Annotated in this window: 18 protein-coding genes; 8 read left to right on the forward strand and 10 right to left on the reverse strand. The window is 69.5% G+C overall.

All coding sequences use genetic code 11. The features are described 5' to 3' along the window. Positions 1-124: 124 nt before the first annotated feature. Positions 125-2,353: an ATP-binding protein gene (locus JJ691_RS21965; protein WP_211770598.1), complete on the forward strand. Its 2,229-nt coding sequence runs from the start codon at positions 125-127 to the stop codon at positions 2,351-2,353. On the opposite strand, the gene JJ691_RS21970 is transcribed toward JJ691_RS21965, so the two are convergent. Continuing rightward, a complete protein-coding gene (locus tag JJ691_RS21970; protein WP_211770599.1) occupies positions 2,310-2,705 on the reverse strand; it encodes an ATP-binding protein in 396 nt (131 codons plus the stop codon). The genes JJ691_RS21965 and JJ691_RS21970 overlap by 44 nt on opposite strands. Beyond that, entirely contained in the window at positions 2,702-3,550 is an 849-nt protein-coding gene (locus tag JJ691_RS21975) for an MEDS domain-containing protein (protein ID WP_211770600.1), read from the reverse strand. Before JJ691_RS21975 ends, JJ691_RS21970 begins: the two co-directional genes overlap by 4 nt. 316 nt (positions 3,551-3,866) lie before the next feature. Between JJ691_RS21975 and JJ691_RS21980 the strand changes: the two genes are divergently transcribed. Beyond that, a complete protein-coding gene (locus JJ691_RS21980; protein ID WP_211770601.1) occupies positions 3,867-6,143 on the forward strand; it encodes an ATP-binding protein in 2,277 nt (758 codons plus the stop codon). Here the strand turns inward: JJ691_RS21980 and JJ691_RS21985 are convergent. The 3 genes from JJ691_RS21985 to JJ691_RS21995 form a co-directional block, all read right to left on the reverse strand. Beyond that, the gene (locus JJ691_RS21985; RefSeq protein WP_211770602.1) at positions 6,100-6,498 is read right to left on the reverse strand and encodes an ATP-binding protein; all 399 of its coding nucleotides are present in this window, start codon (positions 6,496-6,498) and stop codon (positions 6,100-6,102) included. The genes JJ691_RS21980 and JJ691_RS21985 overlap by 44 nt on opposite strands. Next, positions 6,495-7,388, reverse strand: a complete 894-nt coding sequence (locus JJ691_RS21990) for an MEDS domain-containing protein (protein ID WP_211770603.1) — start codon at positions 7,386-7,388, stop codon at positions 6,495-6,497. The genes JJ691_RS21985 and JJ691_RS21990 overlap by 4 nt, the downstream gene beginning before the upstream one ends. Positions 7,389-7,500: 112 nt before the next feature. Beyond that, positions 7,501-8,490: an aldo/keto reductase gene (locus JJ691_RS21995; RefSeq protein ID WP_211771641.1), complete on the reverse strand. Its 990-nt coding sequence runs from the start codon at positions 8,488-8,490 to the stop codon at positions 7,501-7,503. 111 nt (positions 8,491-8,601) lie between these two features. Between JJ691_RS21995 and JJ691_RS22000 the strand changes: the two genes are divergently transcribed. Further along, entirely contained in the window at positions 8,602-9,456 is an 855-nt protein-coding gene (locus JJ691_RS22000) for a helix-turn-helix transcriptional regulator (RefSeq protein ID WP_211770604.1), read from the forward strand. Positions 9,457-9,633: 177 nt separating this feature from the next. Beyond that, positions 9,634-10,836, forward strand: a complete 1,203-nt coding sequence (locus tag JJ691_RS22005) for an MFS transporter (RefSeq protein ID WP_211770605.1) — start codon at positions 9,634-9,636, stop codon at positions 10,834-10,836. On the opposite strand, the gene JJ691_RS22010 is transcribed toward JJ691_RS22005, so the two are convergent. Both JJ691_RS22010 and JJ691_RS22015 read right to left on the reverse strand, forming a co-directional pair. Further along, entirely contained in the window at positions 10,790-11,944 is a 1,155-nt protein-coding gene (locus tag JJ691_RS22010; RefSeq protein ID WP_211770606.1) for an HNH endonuclease signature motif containing protein, read from the reverse strand. The two genes, JJ691_RS22005 and JJ691_RS22010, sit on opposite strands and share 47 nt — an antisense overlap. A gap of 360 nt (positions 11,945-12,304) precedes the next feature. Next, a complete protein-coding gene (locus JJ691_RS22015) occupies positions 12,305-13,000 on the reverse strand; it encodes a TetR/AcrR family transcriptional regulator (RefSeq protein ID WP_211770607.1) in 696 nt (231 codons plus the stop codon). Positions 13,001-13,094: 94 nt separating this feature from the next. On the opposite strand from JJ691_RS22015, the gene JJ691_RS22020 reads away from it, so the two are divergent. The 4 genes from JJ691_RS22020 to JJ691_RS22035 are packed head-to-tail and all read left to right on the forward strand — an operon-like array spanning position 13,095 to position 18,509. Then, complete coding sequence (locus JJ691_RS22020; RefSeq protein ID WP_249228108.1) at positions 13,095-14,582, forward strand: FAD-dependent monooxygenase; 1,488 nt, start codon at positions 13,095-13,097, stop codon at positions 14,580-14,582. Then, complete coding sequence (locus JJ691_RS22025; protein WP_211770608.1) at positions 14,579-15,763, forward strand: alpha-hydroxy acid oxidase; 1,185 nt, start codon at positions 14,579-14,581, stop codon at positions 15,761-15,763. The genes JJ691_RS22020 and JJ691_RS22025 overlap by 4 nt, the downstream gene beginning before the upstream one ends. A 5-nt stretch (positions 15,764-15,768) precedes the next feature. Further along, positions 15,769-17,130, forward strand: coding sequence for an FAD-binding oxidoreductase (locus JJ691_RS22030; RefSeq protein WP_211770609.1), 1,362 nt, complete (start codon positions 15,769-15,771; stop codon positions 17,128-17,130). Beyond that, positions 17,127-18,509: a carboxylesterase/lipase family protein gene (locus tag JJ691_RS22035; RefSeq protein WP_211770610.1), complete on the forward strand. Its 1,383-nt coding sequence runs from the start codon at positions 17,127-17,129 to the stop codon at positions 18,507-18,509. The genes JJ691_RS22030 and JJ691_RS22035 overlap by 4 nt, the downstream gene beginning before the upstream one ends. 15 nt (positions 18,510-18,524) lie before the next feature. Here the strand turns inward: JJ691_RS22035 and JJ691_RS22040 are convergent, their stop codons facing one another. The 3 genes from JJ691_RS22040 to JJ691_RS22050 all read right to left on the reverse strand — a co-directional run bounded on the left by JJ691_RS22040 (position 18,525) and on the right by JJ691_RS22050 (position 19,827). After that, positions 18,525-18,902 (reverse strand): hypothetical protein, encoded by a 378-nt coding sequence (locus JJ691_RS22040; RefSeq protein WP_211770611.1) that lies wholly within the window; start codon positions 18,900-18,902, stop codon positions 18,525-18,527. 84 nt (positions 18,903-18,986) lie between these two features. Continuing rightward, positions 18,987-19,343 (reverse strand): hypothetical protein, encoded by a 357-nt coding sequence (locus JJ691_RS22045; RefSeq protein ID WP_211770612.1) that lies wholly within the window; start codon positions 19,341-19,343, stop codon positions 18,987-18,989. Continuing rightward, a complete protein-coding gene (locus tag JJ691_RS22050; protein ID WP_211770613.1) occupies positions 19,336-19,827 on the reverse strand; it encodes a SigE family RNA polymerase sigma factor in 492 nt (163 codons plus the stop codon). Before JJ691_RS22050 ends, JJ691_RS22045 begins: the two co-directional genes overlap by 8 nt. Positions 19,828-19,833: the final 6 nt, after the last annotated feature.

Genomic DNA, 19,833 nt, shown 5'->3' on the forward strand with positions numbered 1-19,833 from the left:
GTCCGGCGTGGTCAGGATTTGCATCTGGTCGGCGATGCAGGTTCCAACGCGAAAGGCGTGACCGGTCATGGGCAGATCCGGGTCGCGGGGTACTGCCTGCCTTCCCACGGAGACAACGAGTTTCGTGGGCCGGCGGCACGAGGTGGCGGAGGCGAAGCGGCTGCTGTCGGTCGGCCGGCTGGTGACGCTGACCGGCGTCGGCGGGGTCGGCAAGACCCGGCTGGCGGTGCATGTGGCGGAACAGCTCTTGCGCGCTTTTGCCGACGGCGTGTGGCTGGTGTCGCTGGCCCCGCTTCAGGACGAGGCGCTCGTGCCCCATGCGGTCGCCGACGTGCTGGGGATCCGCGACGAGTCGGACCGAGACCCGTTGGCTGTTCTCGTCGAGCACCTGCGGGAGCAGCAACTGCTGCTGGTGCTGGACAACTGCGAGCATCTGCTGGACGCCTGCGCGCGACTGGTGGGCACGGTCCTGATGCAGGCGGTAGGGGTACGAGTTGTGGCCACCAGCCGGCACCGGCTGCGTCTGCTCGGGGAGCACCTGCTGGAGGTACAGCCCCTGCCGGTCCCGAAACGTGAGGAACTGGCCGGGGACGTGGCCGCCGCCAGACGCTTCCCGGCCCTGGAACTGTTCGCCAACCGCGCGGCCGCCGTTGCCCCCGGCTTCGCGATCACCGCGGAGAACCAGCGGGCCGTGGCCCGGCTGTGCCGCCGGCTGGATGGACTGCCGCTCGCGATCGAGCTGGCCGCCGTGCAGATGCGGATCTTGAAGGTCGACCAGCTCGTCGAGCGGCTGGACGACCGTTACCGGCTGCTCACCGGCGGCAGCGGCACCAGGCTGCCCCGCCACCAGACGCTGCGTTCGACCGTGGACTGGAGCTACGACCTGTGCACCCCACAAGAGAAGTTGGTCTGGGCGCTGCTCTCGGTGTTCGCCGGCAGCGCTGACCTGAGTGCGGCGGAAGCGGTGTGTGCCGGGGAGGATGTCGAGCCCGCTGACGTGCTCGATGTGGTCATCGGGTTGGTGGACAAGTCCATACTGGTCGCGGTGCCTGGTGGCAGCAGGGTCCGGTATCGACTGCTGAGCTCCCTGCGGGACTACGGTCTGGAGAAGCTGAACGAGCTCGGCGAGGCGTCCACCGTCCGCCGCCGGCATCGGGACTACTACCTGCGCCTGGCCGAGGAGTACGAGAAGCAGTGGTTCGGCCCGCGCCAGCGGGAGATCATCGCCCATCTGCGGGCCGAGCAGGACAATCTCCGCGCGGCCTTCGACTTCTGTCTCACCACTCCCGGCGAGGCCCAGCTCGGCCTGAAGCTGGTCGGGACCCTGTGGTTCTACTGGAGCTGCTGCGTGCTGCGCTTTGAGGTACGGCACTGGCTGCGGAACCTGGCCCTGTGCGAAGGCATGAAGCCGCGCGGCGCCCCCGCCAAGGCGCAGTGGGCCAGTGGTGTGGTGTCGCTGATCCACAGCCGGTCGGATGCCGTGCTCCGGGCCGATGACCGCTCCGGTCGACCGGTGCCCGAGCAGGCGGACCCGCCGGTCACCTCGCTCGCCGCTATCGTCTCCGCTCGCAGCGATCTGATGAGTTTCGCCGTGCTCGGCCGGGCCGAGCTCGCCTGCTCGCTTGTCTTCCGGAGCAGTCCCGAACGGGCCGTGCCGCTGTGCGCCGAAGCCCTCGCCGTCTGCGTGGCGCACGGCGAGCAGTGGGCCCGGTCGTACCTGCTGCGCACACTCGCCATGGCGTATTGGGCGATGGGAGAACACGACAGCGCCACCACACACGCCCGCGACTGCCTACGGCTCGAGTACGTCGTCCATTCACCGCAAGGACTCAGCAGGACCCTCGATGTGCTGGCCGCGATCGCCATCGGCCAGGGCGCCGCCGAGCGCGCCGCCGTGCTGCTGGGCGCGTCCGACAATATCTGGCACCACATCAGCGGGGATCAGTCGAAAGCACAACAGCAGACGGGGCGGATCCCGGTGAGCGAGCGGCGGGCCCGCAAGACCTTGGGCGACCGCGGTTTCGAGCGGGCTTTCCAACGCGGCCTCACATTTTCGACGGACGAGGCCCTCGCCTACGCTGTGCAGGAGCGGTCCTCCCGTCGGGGCACACCACGGGAGACAACGGCCAGGGCGGCATCCGCTGAGCTGACGCCGCGCGAGCGGCAAGTCGCCGAGCTGGTCGCCCAGGGCCTGACGGACAAGCAGATCGCCAGTGCCCTCGTGATCGCGCAGCGCACCGCCGAGGACCATGTGCAGCGCATCCTGGCCAAGCTGGGGTTGCCCAACCGCACCCAGGTGGCCGTCTGGCTCAGTTCGACAGATCCTCCAGGCGAACGGCCACCGCCGCGGTAGTGCCCGGGCCTCCGGGGCCGGCGCGCAGTTCGAGCCGCCCGGTGAGCGCCTCGGCCAGCCACAAGCCGTGGTTTCCTCCGGTGGGCGGGCCCGGCGACAGCAGGCGATGCGGGCCGGCGCCTTGGTCGGTGACCTCGCACCGCAGTGTCCCGTCCGCCAAGCGCACCACCAGGTTGCCCGAGCCGCCACCGTGGATCACCGTGTTGCACGCGATCTCCAGCGCCGCCTGGAGAAACGTTCGCCGTGCCCGGTCGTTCACCCCGGCCCGCAACAGACACTCGGCCACCAGGTGCCGCAGCAGCGGAAGATCGGCGCGACCGAAGTCGAGGTGCAGGAGTTGGCCTTCGCTCATTCAAAATCCTCCACCCTGAGCTCCAGCTGCGGCACGCTGTCGACGCCGAGTCCCCGAAGGACCAGTTCGACCAGCGGCCCGCAGCTGACGACAACCTTGCTGCCCTCGGGCAGCGAGCCGGCGAGGTTGATCAGCTGCCAGGCGCAGTGCGCCTCCATGAAGGTCAGATCGGTCAGATCCAGCTCGAAATGGAAGGGGCCACGGCTTCCCGGTCGCTCCAGCGCCACGCGCAGCGCTTCCGTGAACTTCTCACGGGTGGGCAGCTCCGCCGCGCCGGCGATTCGTCCACCCTCCGTGGTCCGCACGACGTCGATCGCGTCGAGACGTTCCAGCACTCGGAGCGGGTGGACCTCGCACGCCGCGGCCACCAGGTAGTCGCTGAACCGCCGCTGGTCGTACCAGCAGATCGCGGTGAAGCGACCATCCGCGAACAACGACTCCACGGAGGATTCGTAGTCCACCACCTCATCGTCGCTCAGGCCCTGCTCCAGCACCCATCCCATGTCGCCCGCGTTTCGTAACCCCGACCAGCCCTCCGCACGGGCGCGCGCTATCTCCTTCTCAAAGGTTTCGGCCTGGCGCTGCTTGTCGTAACGACCGTTCGGGAAATCGAAGAAGGACGGACCGCGGGTCAACACCAGCTGGCCACTGTCCCAGGCGGCTTCCACCCGACCGCTGCCGCAGTCCATGCGGGCCACGACCTCGTCGTCGTTGAGATCATTGGGGTCGAGGATGATCAGGACCTTCTCGCCCTCGGCCAGACCGGTCCGGGTGTACGCGGTCAGCACCTGCCAGTGGGCCTCCTCGTCGGTGAAGGCGGTGCACGAGTGATCACCTCTCCGCAACCGATCCACGGGAACAGTCCGCCTTGGGAGTTCTGGCCGCTCGGTCACGTGGCGACACCGTACGCGCCGGGAACCGGCCGGCGCATCTTCCGGGCACGACCACTATTGGCCGATGTCACAAGAAGATGCGCCCATCGGTGCTCGGATGTCCGGTTCGGCCACGGTCTGTAGGACCCCTCACAGACGTGCCAGCGAAGGGTTTCCTAGTGTATCAACGGGACGATATGACAGGGTTCCTCGTCGTTGTCCAGATTCGATGGGTGTGAGGGTCGTGGCCAGATCCCGGGCGGATCGTGTTTTCGGCCTTCCCGCGGAGATGACCAGCTTCGTGGGCCGGCGGCATGAGCTGACGGAGGCAAAGCGGCTGCTGTCGGTCAGCAGGCTGGTGACGCTGACCGGCGTCGGCGGGGTCGGCAAGACCCGGCTGGCGCTGCAACTGGCGGAGCAGGTCTCGCGTGCCTTCCCCGACGGCGTGTGGCTGGTGTGGCTGGCGACAATCGACGATGACGCGTTGGTGCCACATGCCGTCGCCGACGTGCTCGGCATCCGCGACGACCCGAGCCGCACGACATCCGATGTCGTCGTCGAGTACCTGCGGGAGCGGCGACTGCTGCTGGTGCTGGACAACTGCGAGCATCTGAGCGACGCCAGCGCGCGCCTGGTGGGCGAGATCCTGTTGGAGGCGCCGGAGATACGGATCCTGGCCACTAGTAGACACCGGCTCAATGTCGCCGGGGAACACCTGCTGGAGGTGCCGCCGCTGCACGTCCCGACGCCCGAGGAACTGGCTCAGAACGGGGACAACGCCAAGACCTTTTCGGCCCTCGAGCTCTTCGCCGATCGTGCGGCCAGTGTTGTCCCCGGTTTCCGGGTCACCGCCGGGAACCTGGAGCGCGTGGCCCGGCTGTGCCATCGGCTCGATGGTCTGCCGCTCGCGATCGAGCTGGCCGCCGTGCGGATCCGGCACCTCAGTCTCGAGCAGCTCGTCGAGCGGCTGGACGACCGGTTCCGGCTGCTCACCGGGGCCAGGCGCAGCGCGCTGTCCCGCCACGAGACGGTGCGCGCCGCGATGGCGTGGAGCTACGAGCTGTGCACCCGGCAGGAGCGGCTGGTGTGGGTGCTGCTCGCGGTGTGCGCCGGCAGCTTTGATCTCGACGCGGTGGAATCGGTCTGCGCCGGCGAGGACATCGCGCCCGACGACATCCTCGACGCCGTCGCCGGGCTGGTGGACAAGTCCATCCTCGTCACCGAGCATCACGGCGACCGGGTCCGATACCGACTGCTGAGCTCCCTGCGGGACTACGGTCTGGAGAAGTTGACCGAGTTCGGGAAGGTGTCCGCCACTCGCCACCGGCATCGGGACCACTACCTGCACGTGGCCGAGCAGTACGAGAAGCAGTGGTTCGGCCCGCGTCAGCTGGAGATCTCGGGGAGTCTCCGGACGGAGCTGGACAACTTCCGCGCCGCCTTGACCTACTGCGTCACCACCCCTGGCGAGGCGCAGCGCGGGCTGCGCCTGATCGCGAGCATGTGGTGCTACTGGGGCCCTCGCGGGGCGTATGTCTGCGAGCTGCGGCGCTGGTGCAACCAGGCCGGACGCCAAGGTGCGACACCGAGCGGCGCTCGGTTCAAGGCGTACTGGGTGAGCGGCCTGCTCGTCGTGATCCATACGCGCTCGGCCGCCGTGCTGATCGTCGGCCCCCCGCCCGGCCGGCCCGTGCGGGAGTCCGAGGGCCAGCCGATCCCCACACCGGTGGCCAAGTATCTTCCCGACCGGCAGCACGCCGAACGCGAGCTGTTGAGCTTTGTCGTTCTCAGTCGGATCGAACTCGCCTGCACGCTCGTCTTCCGCGCACGACCTGACCAGGCCGTGCCGCTGTGCGTCGAGGCTGTCGCCATCTGTGAGGCCCGCGGAGAGGAGTGGGCCCGGTCGTACGCGCTGCGCACTCTCGCGCTGGCGGAGTGGATGCTGGGCGAGTACGACAATGCCGACGTGCACGCGCGGGAATGTCTGCGGCTCGAGTACGTCGTCCACGACCAGCAGAGCGTGGCCAGGACCCTGGACCTGCTGGCCGCCATCGCCGCCAGCACCGGCCACGCCGAGCACGCCGCCGTGCTACAGGGCGCGGCCGAGCGGATCTGGCACGACATCGGCCATAGTCCACTGGAGTTGCAGCGTCGTCAGGCAGGCCAGCTCCGGGCGAGCGAACGACAGGCCCGCAAGACTCTGGGCGACTGTGGTTTCGAGTCGGCTCTCCAGCGCGGCAGCGAACTCTCGGGCGAAGATGTCGTCGCCTACGCTTTGCAGGATCAGCCCAGCGCCCCCACCCGGGGCGAATCGTCCAGGACAACCTCGGCCGCGGCCGACAGAGTGCCCGCCACCCAGCTGACCCCGCGGGAGAAGCAGGTCGCCGAGTTGGTCGCCCAGGGTCTGACGGACAAGCAGATCGCGACCGCCCTGGTGATCGCCCAGCGCACAGCCGAGGGACATGTGCAGCGTCTTCTGGTCAAGCTGGGATTCACCAACCGCACCCAGCTGGCCTGCTGGTTCAACTCGAAACAGCCTCCAGGCGAACAGCCAACCTCGCAGTAGTGACCCTGCTCTCGGGGTCACGGCACAGCTCGAGACGCCCGGTGAGCGCCCGAGCCAGCCGTAGGCCGGGATTGCTGTGGCTGGACATGTCCTGCGAGTGATCGTCGCCGAGCACGCCGACGCCCCGGTCAGTGATTTCACAGCGCAGCTCCTCGTTCACGAGGCACAGCTCCAGGTGGCCCGAACCGCCGCCGTGGACGACCGCGTTGCACGCGACCTCCAGTGCCGCCTGGACGAAGGTGCGCCGTACCGGTTCACTCACTCCGGCCCGGAGCAGGCTCTCGGCCACCCTGACCCGCACCATCGGCAGATCGGCGGCGGTGAAACCGAGCCGCAGCAGGCAGTTCTCCCTCACAGGTCCTCCGCAACGCTCAGCTCCAACTGGGGCACGGTGGCGGCGCCGAGTCCGCGCAGGACCAGTTCGAGCAACGGTCCGCAGCGGAGCGTGACCTTGCTGCGCTCCGGCAGCGCGGCGGCGAAGCTGATCAGTTGCCAGGCGCAGTGCGCCTCCATGAAGCACAGATCAGTCAGGTCGAGCTCGAAGTGGAAGGGCTCCCGGGCATCCGGCTGCTTCAGTGCCTCGCGCAGGGCGTCGACGAAATCCCCGCGGGTGGACAGCTCGGCGGAGCCCGCGATCCGACTTCCGTCCTGGGTCCGCGTGACGTCGATCGCGTCGAGGCGCTCCATGACCTGGATCGGGTGGACCGCGCGCGTCGCGGCCACCACGTGCTCGCGGAACAGCCGCTGGTCGTACCAGCAAATCGCGACGAAGCGGCGATCAGCGAACAGCGGCCCCAGCGAGGCTTCGTAGTTCACGATCTCTTCGCTGTCCACGCCTGGTTGCAGCGCCCAGCTCATGTCGGCCGCCACCCGTATTCCCGACCAGCCATCGCTGGAGGCACGGTCCCGCTCGGTGACGTAGGTCTCGAGCTGTCGCTCCGTGTCGAAGGAGCCGTCCGGCAGGTACATGGACGTGTTGCGTTCGATCGTCAACTGGCCGCTGTCGTGAGCTTCCTTCACGTGATCGCTACTACCATCCATGCGCGCCACCACGTCGTCGTCGAGATCACCGGGGGCCAGGATGAGAAGCACCTTCTCCGCCTGGGCCAGACCGGTCCGGGTGTAGGCGGTGAGCACCTGCCAGCGGGCCTCGACGTCGGTGAACGCCATACATGCGTGATCACCTAGCTGTAGCCGGTCGACGGGAACAGCCAGCGGAGATCCGTCGGTAGGACCGTTTTCCATTGCGGGCACAGTACGCGCCCGCGAGCATGGCGAGGAACATGACGAGGCGGGCGAATACTGGCCAATGTCGTGCTTCTGCGCCGCTCTGCGCAACCCAACTGGCCCGGGAGCTCTAGCTCCGCACTTGGGACATGGCCGCGGCCGGGTAGCGGTCGCCGCGGGCCGCGCCCGCCGGCACTGCCCGTTCGATCGCGGCGAGGTCGTCCGAGCTGAGGCTCAGGTCCAACGCGGGCAGCGCCTCGGTCAGTCGCTCGCGGGTGCGGGCCCCGACCAGCGGCACGATGTCGTTGCCCTGCGCGGCGACCCAGGCGATGGCCAGCTGGGCGACGGTGCAGCCCTTGGCCTCGGCGACCTGACGCAGGGCCGCCACCAGTTCGAGGTTGTGCTCGACGTTGCCGCTGGCGAATCGTGGGCTGGCGGCGCGGTTGTCGCCGGGTCCGGCGCTGTGGCCGGCGGTCCAGTGGCCGGAGATGAGGCCTCGGGCGAGCACACCGTACGCGGTCAGGCCGATGCCCAGCTCCCGCAGCGTCGGCAGCACGTCGGCCTCCACCGCCCGGAAGATCAGCGAGTACTCGATCTGGAGGTCGACAACCGGGTGCACGGCGTGCGCCCGACGGATCGTCTCCGCGTCCACTTCGGACAGTCCGAGGTGCCGAACGTAGCCGGCGTCGATCATCTCCTTGACCGCGCCCACCGTCTCCTCGATCGGCACCGCCGGGTCGAGCCGGGCCGGGCGGTAGATGTCGACGTGGTCGACGCCCAGCCGGGTCAGCGAGTAGGCCAGGAAGTTCTTCACCGCCTCGGGCCGGTTGTCGGGCCCGCCGAAGAAGCTGCCTGGGCCCCGCAGCATGCCGAACTTGACGCTGAGCTGGTAGCTGTCCCGGTCCCGGCCGCGCAGCGCCTCGGCCAGCAGCATCTCGTTGTGGCCCATGCCGTAGAAGTCGCCCGTGTCGATCAACGTGACGCCCGCGTCCAGCGCGGCGTGCACCGTGGCGACGCTTTCCGCGCGGTCGGCTTCGCCGTAGGCGCCGGACATTCCCATCGCACCCAGGCCCAGCGCGGAGACGGTCGGTCCGGTGCTGCCGAGCTTGCGTGTCTGCATCGTTGTCATGGGTCCACCTTGGCCCCGATGTCCGGGGTCGCGCGAGTGGAGCGTCCATCGTGGGAGAGCCGCTCCCTGGCTGACCGGTCGTGTTGGGAGGAGCATGGTCTTGTGCAACGTGACGAGCTCGCCGACTTCCTCCGACGTCGCCGCGCGGCGATCCGGCCGGCCGAGGTCGGCATCGCCGACGGTCCCCGCCGCCGCGCCGACGGCCTGCGGCGTGAGGAAGTCGCCATGCTCGCCGGCATGTCCGTGGACTACGTCATCCGCCTTGAGCAGGGCCGCAGCAGCCAGCCCTCCACCCAGCTGCTCGCCGCGCTGGCCCGGGCGTTGCGGCTGTCCGAGGACGAGCGTGATCACCTGTTCCATCTTGCCGGCCACCAGCCGCCGCCCGCCGACGGCGTCGCCCAGCTGGCCCGCGCTGGTCTGACCCGCCTGCTCGACCTGCTCGGCGACACTCCCGCCCAGGTGCTTTCGGACCTCGGCGAAGTCCTCGCCCAGAACCGGGCTTCGGTGCTGTTGTCCGGCGATAACACCCGCTTCTCCGGCGACCGTCGCTATCTCGTCTGGCGCTGGTTCACCGATCCCGCTGCCCGCGCCCTTTGTCCTGTTGAGGAGCAGGAGCTCCGCTCCCGCCAGTTCGTCGCCGATCTCCGCGCCGTGGCCGGCCGCCGGCCCCAGGACCCCGCCGTCTCCGGGCTCGTCTCCCGCTTGCGGGACGCCAGCCCCGGGTTTCGCGACCTTTGGGCCGTCCACGACGTCGCCGTCCGCCGTTCCGACCGCAAGACTTTCCTGCATCCCCGGGTTGGCCGCCTGGTCATGGACTGCGAGACCCTGGTGACCCCTGACCAGCGCCAGAAGCTTCTCGTCCTCACCCCCGCCGATCCCGAGACCCGTGAGCGCCTCGATCTGCTGCGGGTGCTCGGCGTCGAGGAGTTCAATTCCGTGGACACGCCCCGGCCGTAGCTTCTAGGCTGGTGGTCAGCTGAGATCAACTTCTGCCCGGTGATGGAGCCGGTGTGGGGTGCGTGTCCCTACCCCATGCCACTTGTGGACGGTTCCAGGCGGTGACCGCGGGTCGGTAAATCCGGACGCCGACGACCCAGTGCGGTCCGCCCCGCCGGGCGGCGAACGGGACACGTCATGTCTTCGGCCACCTACCGCACTTTGTTGCGCATCCCCGGCGCTGCCGCTTTCTTCCTGACTTCTGTTGTTGGCCGTGTCGGCATCGCCATGACCAGCCTGGGCATCGTCTGGCTCGTGCACGCCCGTACGGGCTCCTACATCACCGCCGGCCTGGTGACCGGCGGGTTCGCCGTCGCCGAGGCCGTAGCCGGCCCTCAGTTGGCCCGTCTGACCGACCGCTTCGGCCAGTCCCGCGTGCTGCCCGTCTGTCTTCTGGCTCACGCCAGCGCCGTTGCCACCCTGCTGTTCCTGGTTGTTGTGGCTGCCCCCGCTTGGCTTCTGACCTCCGCCGGCGTCCTGGCCGGCGCCACCATCCCCCAACTCGGCGCCCTGTCCGCCGCCCGCTGGGCTTCCCTGCTTCGCGCCGGGCAGTCTCTGCCCGCCGCTTTCGCCTTGGAGTCTTTGGCCAACGAGCTCGCCTATCTAGCCGGTCCCGCTCTGGTCAGCTTCCTTGGCACCAGTGGCTTTCCCGCCGCCGGCACCCTGCTCGCCGCGACCTTGGTCGTGCTCGGCGGCCTCTGCTTCGTCTCCCAACGCCGCACCGCTCCGCCTGTCTCCCACCCCTCTGTCCTTCCTCGCCCCGCCCGCCCCCTGCTGCGCCCCGGCTTCGCCGTCCTCGCCGCCGTCAACCTGTTCCTCGGCTGCTTCTTCGGCGCCATGCCCATTTCCCTCACCGCCTCGCACAGCCCCGCTTTGTTCCTCGTCTCCAGCTCCGCGAGCCTGCTGTCCGGCTGGCTCTACGGCCTCCGCCGCTGGCGCACCTCTCCCCCGCTTCAACTCACCGCCGCCGCAACCCTCCTGGCCCTCGGCTCCCTACCGTCCCTGTTCGCCCGCTCCCCCGTCGAGCTGGCTTTCGGCGTCGCCCTCACCGGCCTGGCCATCCCTTTGATCATCGTCCTCAGCTCCATCCTCACCGAGGCCACCGTCCCCCGTGCCGTACTCACCCAGGCCTTCGTCTGGCTCAACTCCGCCAGCGCCGCCGGTTCCGCCACCTCCGCCGCCGCAACCGGCTGGGCCGTCGACGCCTTCGGCCCCCACGGCGGCTTCGCCGTAGCTACCCTGGCCGCCTTCGTGTTGGCACTGCTGACTTTGATCGGCCTTCGGCACCCGCGTTTCAGCCCGCTCTCCCCCACCGTTGATCCCGATCGGGGCCAGCGGTGAATTCCGCTTTCCCGTCGCTGATCGTCACCTGCCAATGGCTGTGATGCACCAGCCGATGATGACTTCCGCACAGCAACACCAGATTGTCCACACTGGTCGGTCCCCCGTCCGCCCAGTGGATCACGTGATGCGCGTGACACTGCCTCGGTCTGCGCTGACACCCCGGGAACGCGCACCCCTTGTCTCGGATGATCAGCGCTTGGCGGATCTGGTTCGGGATCGTCCGGGCGGTCCGTCCGATGTCCAGCACTTCGGACTTGGCTCCTAGCACCACCCTCATCACCTTGCTGTCACAGCCAACCCTCCGCGCGGAGGCCGCGTCCATCGGCCCCATGCCCTCGACATCGGCTGTCCCGCGCTGCTCCTGAAAGTCCTTCAGCGACATGGTCAGCGCAAGATGAGGCCGCTCCCCACCTTCCGCCGGCAAATCCTCACTGTTGGCGGCGAGGTCGATGATCTCCGCGAACGCATCGCCTTGGCGTTCGGCCGTGGTGCGGGTGTCGCCGGCGGAGGTCGGCTTCGCGAGCGGGCTCAGCAACGCCGTCAGCTTCGCCCCGGACTCCTGGTCGACCTTCCCTCGGAACACCACCGACCCGTCCTTACGGCTGGTCAGATGCAACTCCCGCGTCGGCTCCGCCAACTCCTGATCATCCGGCGCTTTCCCATCCTGGTCGAGAAGTTGGAGGATATGCCGGCCGATCACCCGCAATGTCGCCCCGTCAAACTCCTGGGCATTCTCCAGCAGCGCAGCCTCAACCTCGTCCCGCCGCTCTTCAGGCGCTTCGGCCAGTGTCTTGTCGATCACCACAAGATGCTGCTTACTCAGCAGCCCATCCCCCGCCGCCTCACGGATCGCCTCACGCCCGAACAACTCCCCGTGCCGGAGCAGATCCCGAGCCTCCGCGCGGGTGATCCCCCACTGCGCCGCCAGGTCCGCCACCATCGTCGCCTGATCATCCTTCGACCGGGCAGTCCGCTCCCACAACTCCTTCACCACCTCCACCTGCCGCACATAGTCAGCCCGACGACAGGCCTCCATCCGCGCACCAGCCGACCACAACGACTCTCCATCGAGTCGCCACCAGCCGATGCCCGGATTCGCTTTCATAGCCCCATTCTACCCTTCGCCAAAGATCGATTTCCCTTACATGTCAACGAATACCCATGTGGGTGACACACTGGAAAGCGCTCTCCGTAACGACCGCACAGACAACCAGATCCCTCACGACACAACCAAGAACGCACACCCCACCCAACGCACCCCGACAACGAAACGCAACACCCCACCCCACGTCCTAAGCCCTCCCTAGACACAACCACCCACCCTCCCGCCGGCAACCCACCCAACCCGCCACCCACCTGACGCACGCGGCCTGGCCAACCGTCCACGCAGGCCCGCAACCCACCACCACACAAGCCAAACGAGATCGAGCGGCAGCTGAAAGACGGGGCAGGGGCAGCTACCCCCTCACCCCTCCGAACGCGCCGCCAACGCCTCCATCCCAGCGATAACCAGATCCACCGCCGCAAGAAAACGCTGCTCGCCGTCACCAGAACCGAGGTGCGAGCCGAGAGCAAGCAGCGCAGGGAAGCGCTCCGCGGGCAGGGAGGCCATGTATTCGGCGAGTTGACGGGAGCGTTCGGCTATCTCGGATTGGGAGAACTCGCCGGTGAGCATGGCGTTGGCCTCGACGGCGTAGGCGGTGCCGTAGAGGCTGAGGACGTCGAAGGCGACGGCGATCTGGGGATCTGACAGGCCGGAGACGCGGAGCAGGCCGAGGAAGGCTTCGGCTTGGTCGAAGGAGGCTTCGCCGGTGGGGACGATGGTGGTGAGGGCGACTTGGGCGATGCCGGGGTGGGAGATGAGGGCGCCGACGGTTTGGCGGCAGAGTTCGCGGAGTTGATCGGCCCACCGTGCCGGGTCGGGGGTCTCGTGGGGGACTTGGGAGAGGACCCGTTCCAGCAGCAGCTCCTGGAGCTCTTCCTTGTTGCTGACGTGGGCGTAGAGCGAGGCGGCGCCGGTGCCGAGTTCGGTGGCGATGCGCCGCATGCTGAGGGCGGCCATGCCTTCCCGGTCGAGGATGTCGAGCGCGGTGTCGACGATCAGCTCGCGGCTGAGTTGCTGGCGCACGGGCTTTCGCCACGGGGGTTCCGGAAGCGGCACCACCCCACTCTAGTTGACACGAACGCCGTTCGCGACTACAAACGGTGTACGTCAGAACGAACGGTGTTCGAAGGTGCAAGAGGGGGACGAAACAATGACGGTGTTGGTGGTCGGCGGCGGCCTGTCGGGGCTGTCCACGGCGATGTTCATGGCCCTGCACGGAGCCCCGCCGCTATTGATCGAACGGCACCCGACGACGTCGGTGCACCCGAAGGCGAGGGGCCAGTTCCCGCACGTCATGGAGGCGCTGCGGGTGGCGGGGGTGGACGAACAGGTAACGGCGGCCTCGCCGCCGGACGGGGAGTTCCGGATCATCCGGGCGGTGAGCCTGAACGGCCCGGTGCTGCAGGAGATCATGACGGAGTCGCCGGACTTCAGCGCCCTGTCGCAGGCCCCCTGGGCGAACGTGAGCCAGGAGCGAATGGAGCCGATCCTCGTGGATCGGGCCCGCGAGCTGGGGGCGGATCTCCGGTTCAACACCGAACTGGTGTCGTTCGAGCAGCACGAGAACGGCATCACGGCGCGCCTGAGGAACCTCGCGACCGGAGAGGAAGAGGAAACGGAGGTCGACTACCTCGTCGCGGCGGACGGGCACCGGAGCCCGATCCGGGAGAAGCTGGGCATCGAGCTGATCGGGCGGGGCGTGCTCGGCGAGGGGACGGGCACGCTGTTCGAGGCGGACCTCGGTCACCGGCAAGTGCTCTGCTACCTGCTGAACTCGGACCTCCCGGGTGGGGCGGGTGTGCTGGTGAGCACGGACGTCCCGGGCCGCTACGCGGTCGGGGTGTCGAGCACGGACAGCCCGAAGGACTGGGTGCAGATCATCCGCACGGCGACGGGAATCCCGGATCTGGAGCCGAAGGTCCTGGACCTGCCGCACGGACGGTCGCAGACCACGCACGGCGTGGCGGAGCGCTTCAGCGAGGGCCGGATCCACCTGGTCGGGGACGCGGCCCGGCTGATGCCGCCGACGGGCGCCTTCGGCGGCAACACGGCGATCATGGACGGCTTCCACCTGGCCTGGAAGCTGGCCATGGTCACCAGGGGCGAGGCCGGCCCGGGGCTGCTGGCCAGCCACGATCCGGAGCGCCGGCCCTACTCGAAGATCATCGCGGACCAGCAGCTGCTGCTGTTCAGCCAGCGCGGCCGCCCGGACCTGGCCGACGACCCCGCGCTGCCGAAGCCGGTGCAGCCGGTGAGCGCCTTGTTCTTCGGCTGCCGACAGCTCGGCGGGGCGATCATCGCCGATCCGGGCGACCCGGGCGACCTGTGGGAGGACCCGGCGCAGCCGACCGGCCGGCCGGGGGTGCGAGCCCCGTACGTCAAGCTGCGCAACGGATCCACCACGGATCTGCTGGGTCGCGGATTTGTCCTGCTCACCGGATACCACGCCTACCGGGACATCATCGCGAAGATCGAGGTGCACGTGCTCGACGAGCCGGAGTTCTTCCGGGCGTACGGCATCTCGCCCGAAGGGGCGACGCTGGTCCGCCCGGACTTCGTGATCGCCTGGCGCAGCAGGGGTTTCGCCCCCGAGGAGCTGGAAAAGGCCTGGCGCGCGGTGCTTGACTGGCAGGCATGACCCGACGTGTGCCCCGCTGGCGGGAACTCCGGCCCCTGTTGCAGCCCCGCAGCCCGGAGCTGGATCCCGTCAAGCGGGCGCACACGCTCCACGATCTGCGGGCGGCGGCCCGCAAGCGGGTGCCGAAAGCGGTGTTCGACTACGTGGAGGGTGGCGCGGACGACGAGATCAGCCTGCGGCGCAACCGTTCCGCGTTCGAACGGATCGAATTCAGCCCGCAGGTCCTGATAGGCGGCGACGCCGACCCGAGCACCACACTCCTCGGCGCACCGGCAAAGCTGCCGCTGATCCTCGCCCCGACCGGCTACACCCGGATGATGCAGCACGTCGGCGAGCCGGCGGTGGCAAGCGCCGCAACAGAAGCCGGCATTCCCTACACACTGTCCACTATGGGCACAACCGCGCCGGAAGACCTCAAAGGCGACAACCTCTGGTTCCAGCTCTACGTCTGGCGGGACCGCGGTTTCACCAAGGATCTGATCGCCCGGGCGCAAAATGCCGGCTTCAAGGCGTTGGTGCTGACGGTGGACACCCCGGTCCCGGGCAACCGGGTCCGGGACGTCCGCAACGGCCTGACGCTGCCGCCCCGGCTGAGCCTCAAGACCCTGGTCGACGGCGCGACGAAACCCCGCTGGTGGTGGAACATGCTCACCACCGAGCCGCTCCGCTTCGCGGCGATCGACGGCGACGGCTCGATGGCTCCGGCGGAGGTCGGCGCGAAGATGTTCGACCGCGACGTCACGTGGGCGGATCTGGCCTGGCTGCGGGAGATCTGGTCGGGCCCGCTGGTGATCAAGGGCATCCAGAGCGTCAAGGACGCCCGGACGGCGGCCGAGTCGGGCGCCGATGCCCTGGTGCTGTCCAACCACGGCGGCCGGCAGCTGGACCGCGGTCCGGCGCCGCTGGAGCTGGTGCCGGCGGTGGCGGACGCGGTCGGCGACCGGACGGAGGTCTATGTCGACGGCGGCATCCGCAGCGGGGCCGACATCGCGGCGGCGGTCGGCCTGGGCGCGAGGGCGGTCCTGATCGGGCGGCCTTACCTGTACGGGCTCATGGCCGGCGGGCAGGCCGGGGTGACCAAAGTGATCTCCATCCTGCACGAGGAGCTGGTCCGCACCCTGCGGCTGGTCGGAGCCAACACAATCAGGGACCTCGATCGGGCCATCGTGCGGCTACGGTGAAAGGCGTGCTGATCGACGACCTGCTCAAGGTGCTGCCGCCGGACCGAGTGGTGACGGATCCGGATGTGCTCGCCAGCTTCGCCCACGACGAGGCGGAATGGGCCCCGCACACGCTGCCGGCGGCGATGGTGCGCCCGCGCGGCACTCTGGACGTGCAAGCCACGGTCCAACAGTGCGTCAAGCACGGCGCCCCGTTGGTCACGCGTGGTGCGGGCACGGGGTTGTCGGGCGGGGCGAACGCGGTCGAGGGCTGTGTGCTGCTGGCGCTGGACCAGCTCAACGCCATCAAGGAGATCGACCCGGTGGAGCGGCTGGCGGTGGTCGAGCCGGGCGTGGTCAACGATGATCTTCGAGCGGCGTGTGCCGAGCAGAACCTCTGGTACCCGCCGGATCCGGCCAGTTCGCCGTGGTCGACGATCGGCGGCAACGTGGCCACCAACGCCGGCGGCGTGTGCTGCGTGAAGTACGGCGTGACCCGGGACTACGTGCTGGGCATGGAGGTCGTCACCGGCACGGGCGAGATCGTCCGGCTGGGCCGCCGCACCCACAAGGGCGTCGCCGGCTACGACCTGACCGGGCTGATGGTCGGCTCCGAGGGCACGCTCGGCGTGATCACCGAGATCACCGTGTGGCTGCGGACGAAGCGCGCCCCCGAGCGCACGGTGGCCGGCTACTTCGACTCGATCGTGGCCGCCGGCGAGGCCGCGGCGGCGGTGGCGGCGGCCGGCGTGGTGCCCTCGGCGCTGGAGCTGGTCGACCGGCACTGCCTGCGGGCGGTCGACGCGTGGAAGAACATGGGTCTGTCGGACGAAGCGGACGTGGTGCTGCTGGGCCGCACCGACACAGCCGGCGAGGACGAGGCGACGGTGATGCTGGCCTGTTTCGAGCAGGCCGGCGCGACCTGGGCGGCGATGTCCACCGACCAGGAGGAGGCCGACGCCCTGTTCTCGGCCCGCCGGCTGGCCTATCCGGCGCTGGAGCGGCTGGGGCCGGTGCTCACCGAGGACATCTGCGTGCCCACCAACAAGATCGCCGAGATGCTGGGCCGGATCGAGGCGACCGCCAAGCGGCACGACATCCTGATCGCCAACCTGGCCCACGTCGGCGACGGCAACCTGCACCCGCTGCTGATCACGCCGCTGGACGACGAGAGCGCCCGGCAGCGGGCCGAGGCGGCGTTCACCGACATCATCAACGACGCGCTGGCCCTGGGCGGCACCGTCACCGCCGAGCACGGCGTGGGCCTGCTCAAGCGGCAGGGCCTGGTGCAGGAGCTGAGCCCGGCGGTGCTGGACATGCACCGGGCCGTGAAGAAGGCGCTCGATCCGCACGGAATCCTCAACCCAGGGAAGGTTTTCGCCTCGTGACCGTGATCAACACCACCTCCGGCCGGATCCGCGGCGAGGTCGTCGACGGCATCCACCGCTTCCGGAGCGTGCCCTACGCCGCCGCGCCCGTGGGCGAGCTGCGCTTCGCCGCGCCCCGACCGTCCACTTGGGACGGTGAGCGGGACGCCACCAAGCCCGGCCCGATCGCGCCGCAGGTCAACCGCAGCCTGCCCGGCCTGGACCTGGCCGCGCTGATCAGCAACGACGGGCCGCAGGGCGGCGACTTCCTGACCGTGGACGTGCACACCCCGGACCCGGCCGCCGGCTCGCTGCCGGTGATGGTGTTCATCCACGGCGGCGCGTTCGTCGGCGGCACCGGCACGGCCGTGCTGTACGACGGCCGGGGCTTCGCCCGGCGTGGTGTGGTCATCGTGACGATCAACTACCGGCTGGGTGTCGACGGTTTCCTGGCGCTGGACGGTGGCGACACCAACAACGGCCTGCGGGACCAGATCGCGGCGCTGCACTGGGTTCGGGACAACGCGGCGGTGTTCGGCGGCAATCCGGACAACATCACCGTGTTCGGCGAGTCGGCCGGCGGGGTCAGCGTTGCCTGCCTGCTCGGTTCTCCGTTGGCGCGTGGCCTGTTCCGGCGTGCCATCGTCGAGAGTGGACACTCGGACATGGTCCGCGACCCGGACCGGGCCCGGAAGATCGCCGAGCACGTCGCCGCGAAGCTGGGCGTGTCCCCCACCGCCGAGGCGTTCCGCGGGTTCACGACCGAGCAGCTGCTGGCGGCCCAGATGGCGATCGCCACTCCGGGCGCCCTGCCGGACCTGCGGGACGAGCACGGCGTCGACCCGCTGTACGGCATGACTCCGTTCTGCCCGGTGCTCGGCGACGACGTGCTGCCGGCGCAGCCGCGTGAATCGCTCAACGCCGACGTGGACCTCCTCGCCGGCTTCAACGCCGAGGAGATGAAGCTGTACTTCGTGCCGACCGGCGTGCTCGCCGCGGCCACCGACGAGATGGCGTTGGCGCTGCTGTCGGCCAGCCGGCCGGACGCCGCCGAGGTGCTGGGCAAGTACGGCCTCGGCCAGGACCCGGCCGGCGAGGTGCTGTCCCGGGCGCTGACCGACCTGGTGTTCGCCGACGGCGTCCGGCGGCTGTTGGCCGAGCACCCGGGCCGCAAGTTCGGCTACCGCTTCGAGTGGCGGTCGCCGCAGTTCGACGGCCAACTCGGCGCGTGCCATGGCCTGGAGATGCCGTTCGTGTTCGACAACCTGGCCATCGCGCGGGAGCTGGTCGGCCCGGACGCGCCGCGGGAGCTGGCCGCGGAGATGAACGCGGCCTGGGTGCGGTTCGCCGAGACCGGCGACCCCGGCTGGGAGGCCGGGGTCGTCAAGGCCTTCGGCTGATCAACGACCGGCTGGTCAACGACCGGGAGCCGGCGTCGACGCCGGGGGCGTCCAGGTGGTCGGCGGGTGCGCCGGCGTCGTCGAGTAGGTCGGCGGCGGCGTGACCTGCGGCTTGGACGTCACCGGTGAGGTCGGCAGAACGGTCGTGGGCAGCGCGGTCGTCGGCAGGGCCGTGCTCGGCAGCGCGGTCGTCGGCAGCGCTGTGGTCGGCAGCGGGCTGGTCACCGGCGGGGTGACCGACACCGGCGAGGTCGGGAGAGCGGACGACGTCGGCACGGCGGTGGTCGGCAGCGGCTGCGGCGCGCCCCCGGACGCCGAGGTCGCCGCCATGGCGACCGTGCCAGCCCCCAGCACGCCGGCGGCGACCGCCGCCACGACGATGGCCTTACGCATGGAGTGTGTCCTCTCGATCAGCGGATCTGACACCACTTCCATGCGGCCCGAACCGGATCTGTTGCAGCGGGGCCAAAAAAGGTTTCAGCGGGAGACGGTCGTCGGCAGGGGCGACGTGCTCAGCGACGTGTGCGGCGGCGTCACGGCGACCGACGTCGGGGTCACCAGCGCGGTGGGCGTCGTCGTGGTAGGCATCGTGGTGGTGGTCACGGGCGCGGCCGGCGGCAACTGCGTCGGCGGCGTCGATGCGCCCCGTTGCAGCAGCACCAGGCTGACCACCACCACCGCCAGCACGGCCGCGGCGGTCAGCACCGGGGCGTAGCGGCGGATCGGCCGGCGGGCCTGCGCCCGGGCCCGGATCGCCGGCCCGGACAGGGTCGAGTGCACCCGGTCGGCCCGAGCCGCGAGCATCCGCCGCAGCTCGTCCTCCTCGTCACTCATGACCCCTCCACGCGCGTTCCGACGTCCCCAGAACCGACCTCAGCGCCGCGAGCCCGCGGCTGATGTGGGACCGCACGGAAGCCTCGCGGACCCCCAGCACGGCCGCGATCTCCGTGTCGGTGAGGTCCTCGTAATAACGCAGCACGACCGCCGCTCGTTGCTGCCGGGGCAGTTTTCCCAGCTCAAGAGCCAGGCGCTCATCGGGCTCGGACCACTCCAGCCCGACCGGCGTCTCCGGGATCTCGGCCGTCGGCCGGATGTGCCGGGTGCTCCAGCGCCGCCGCCACGACAGGAACTCGTTGGTCACGGCCCGTCGCACGTAGGCGTAGCGGGAGCCGTCCAGGGTCTCCCAGCGCGGGTAGACGCGGATCAGCACCTCCTGCACCAGGTCCTCGGCTTCGCCCTGCCCGCCGGACAGCAGCGTGGCGTAGCGGACCAGCGCCTGCTGGTGGGAGTGCACGAAGTCATCGAACGACTGGTCCATCGAACG

Origin of the sequence: Kutzneria sp. CA-103260, assembly GCF_018263855.1 — a bacterium.
Classification (GTDB): Bacteria; Actinomycetota; Actinomycetes; order Mycobacteriales; family Pseudonocardiaceae; genus Kutzneria.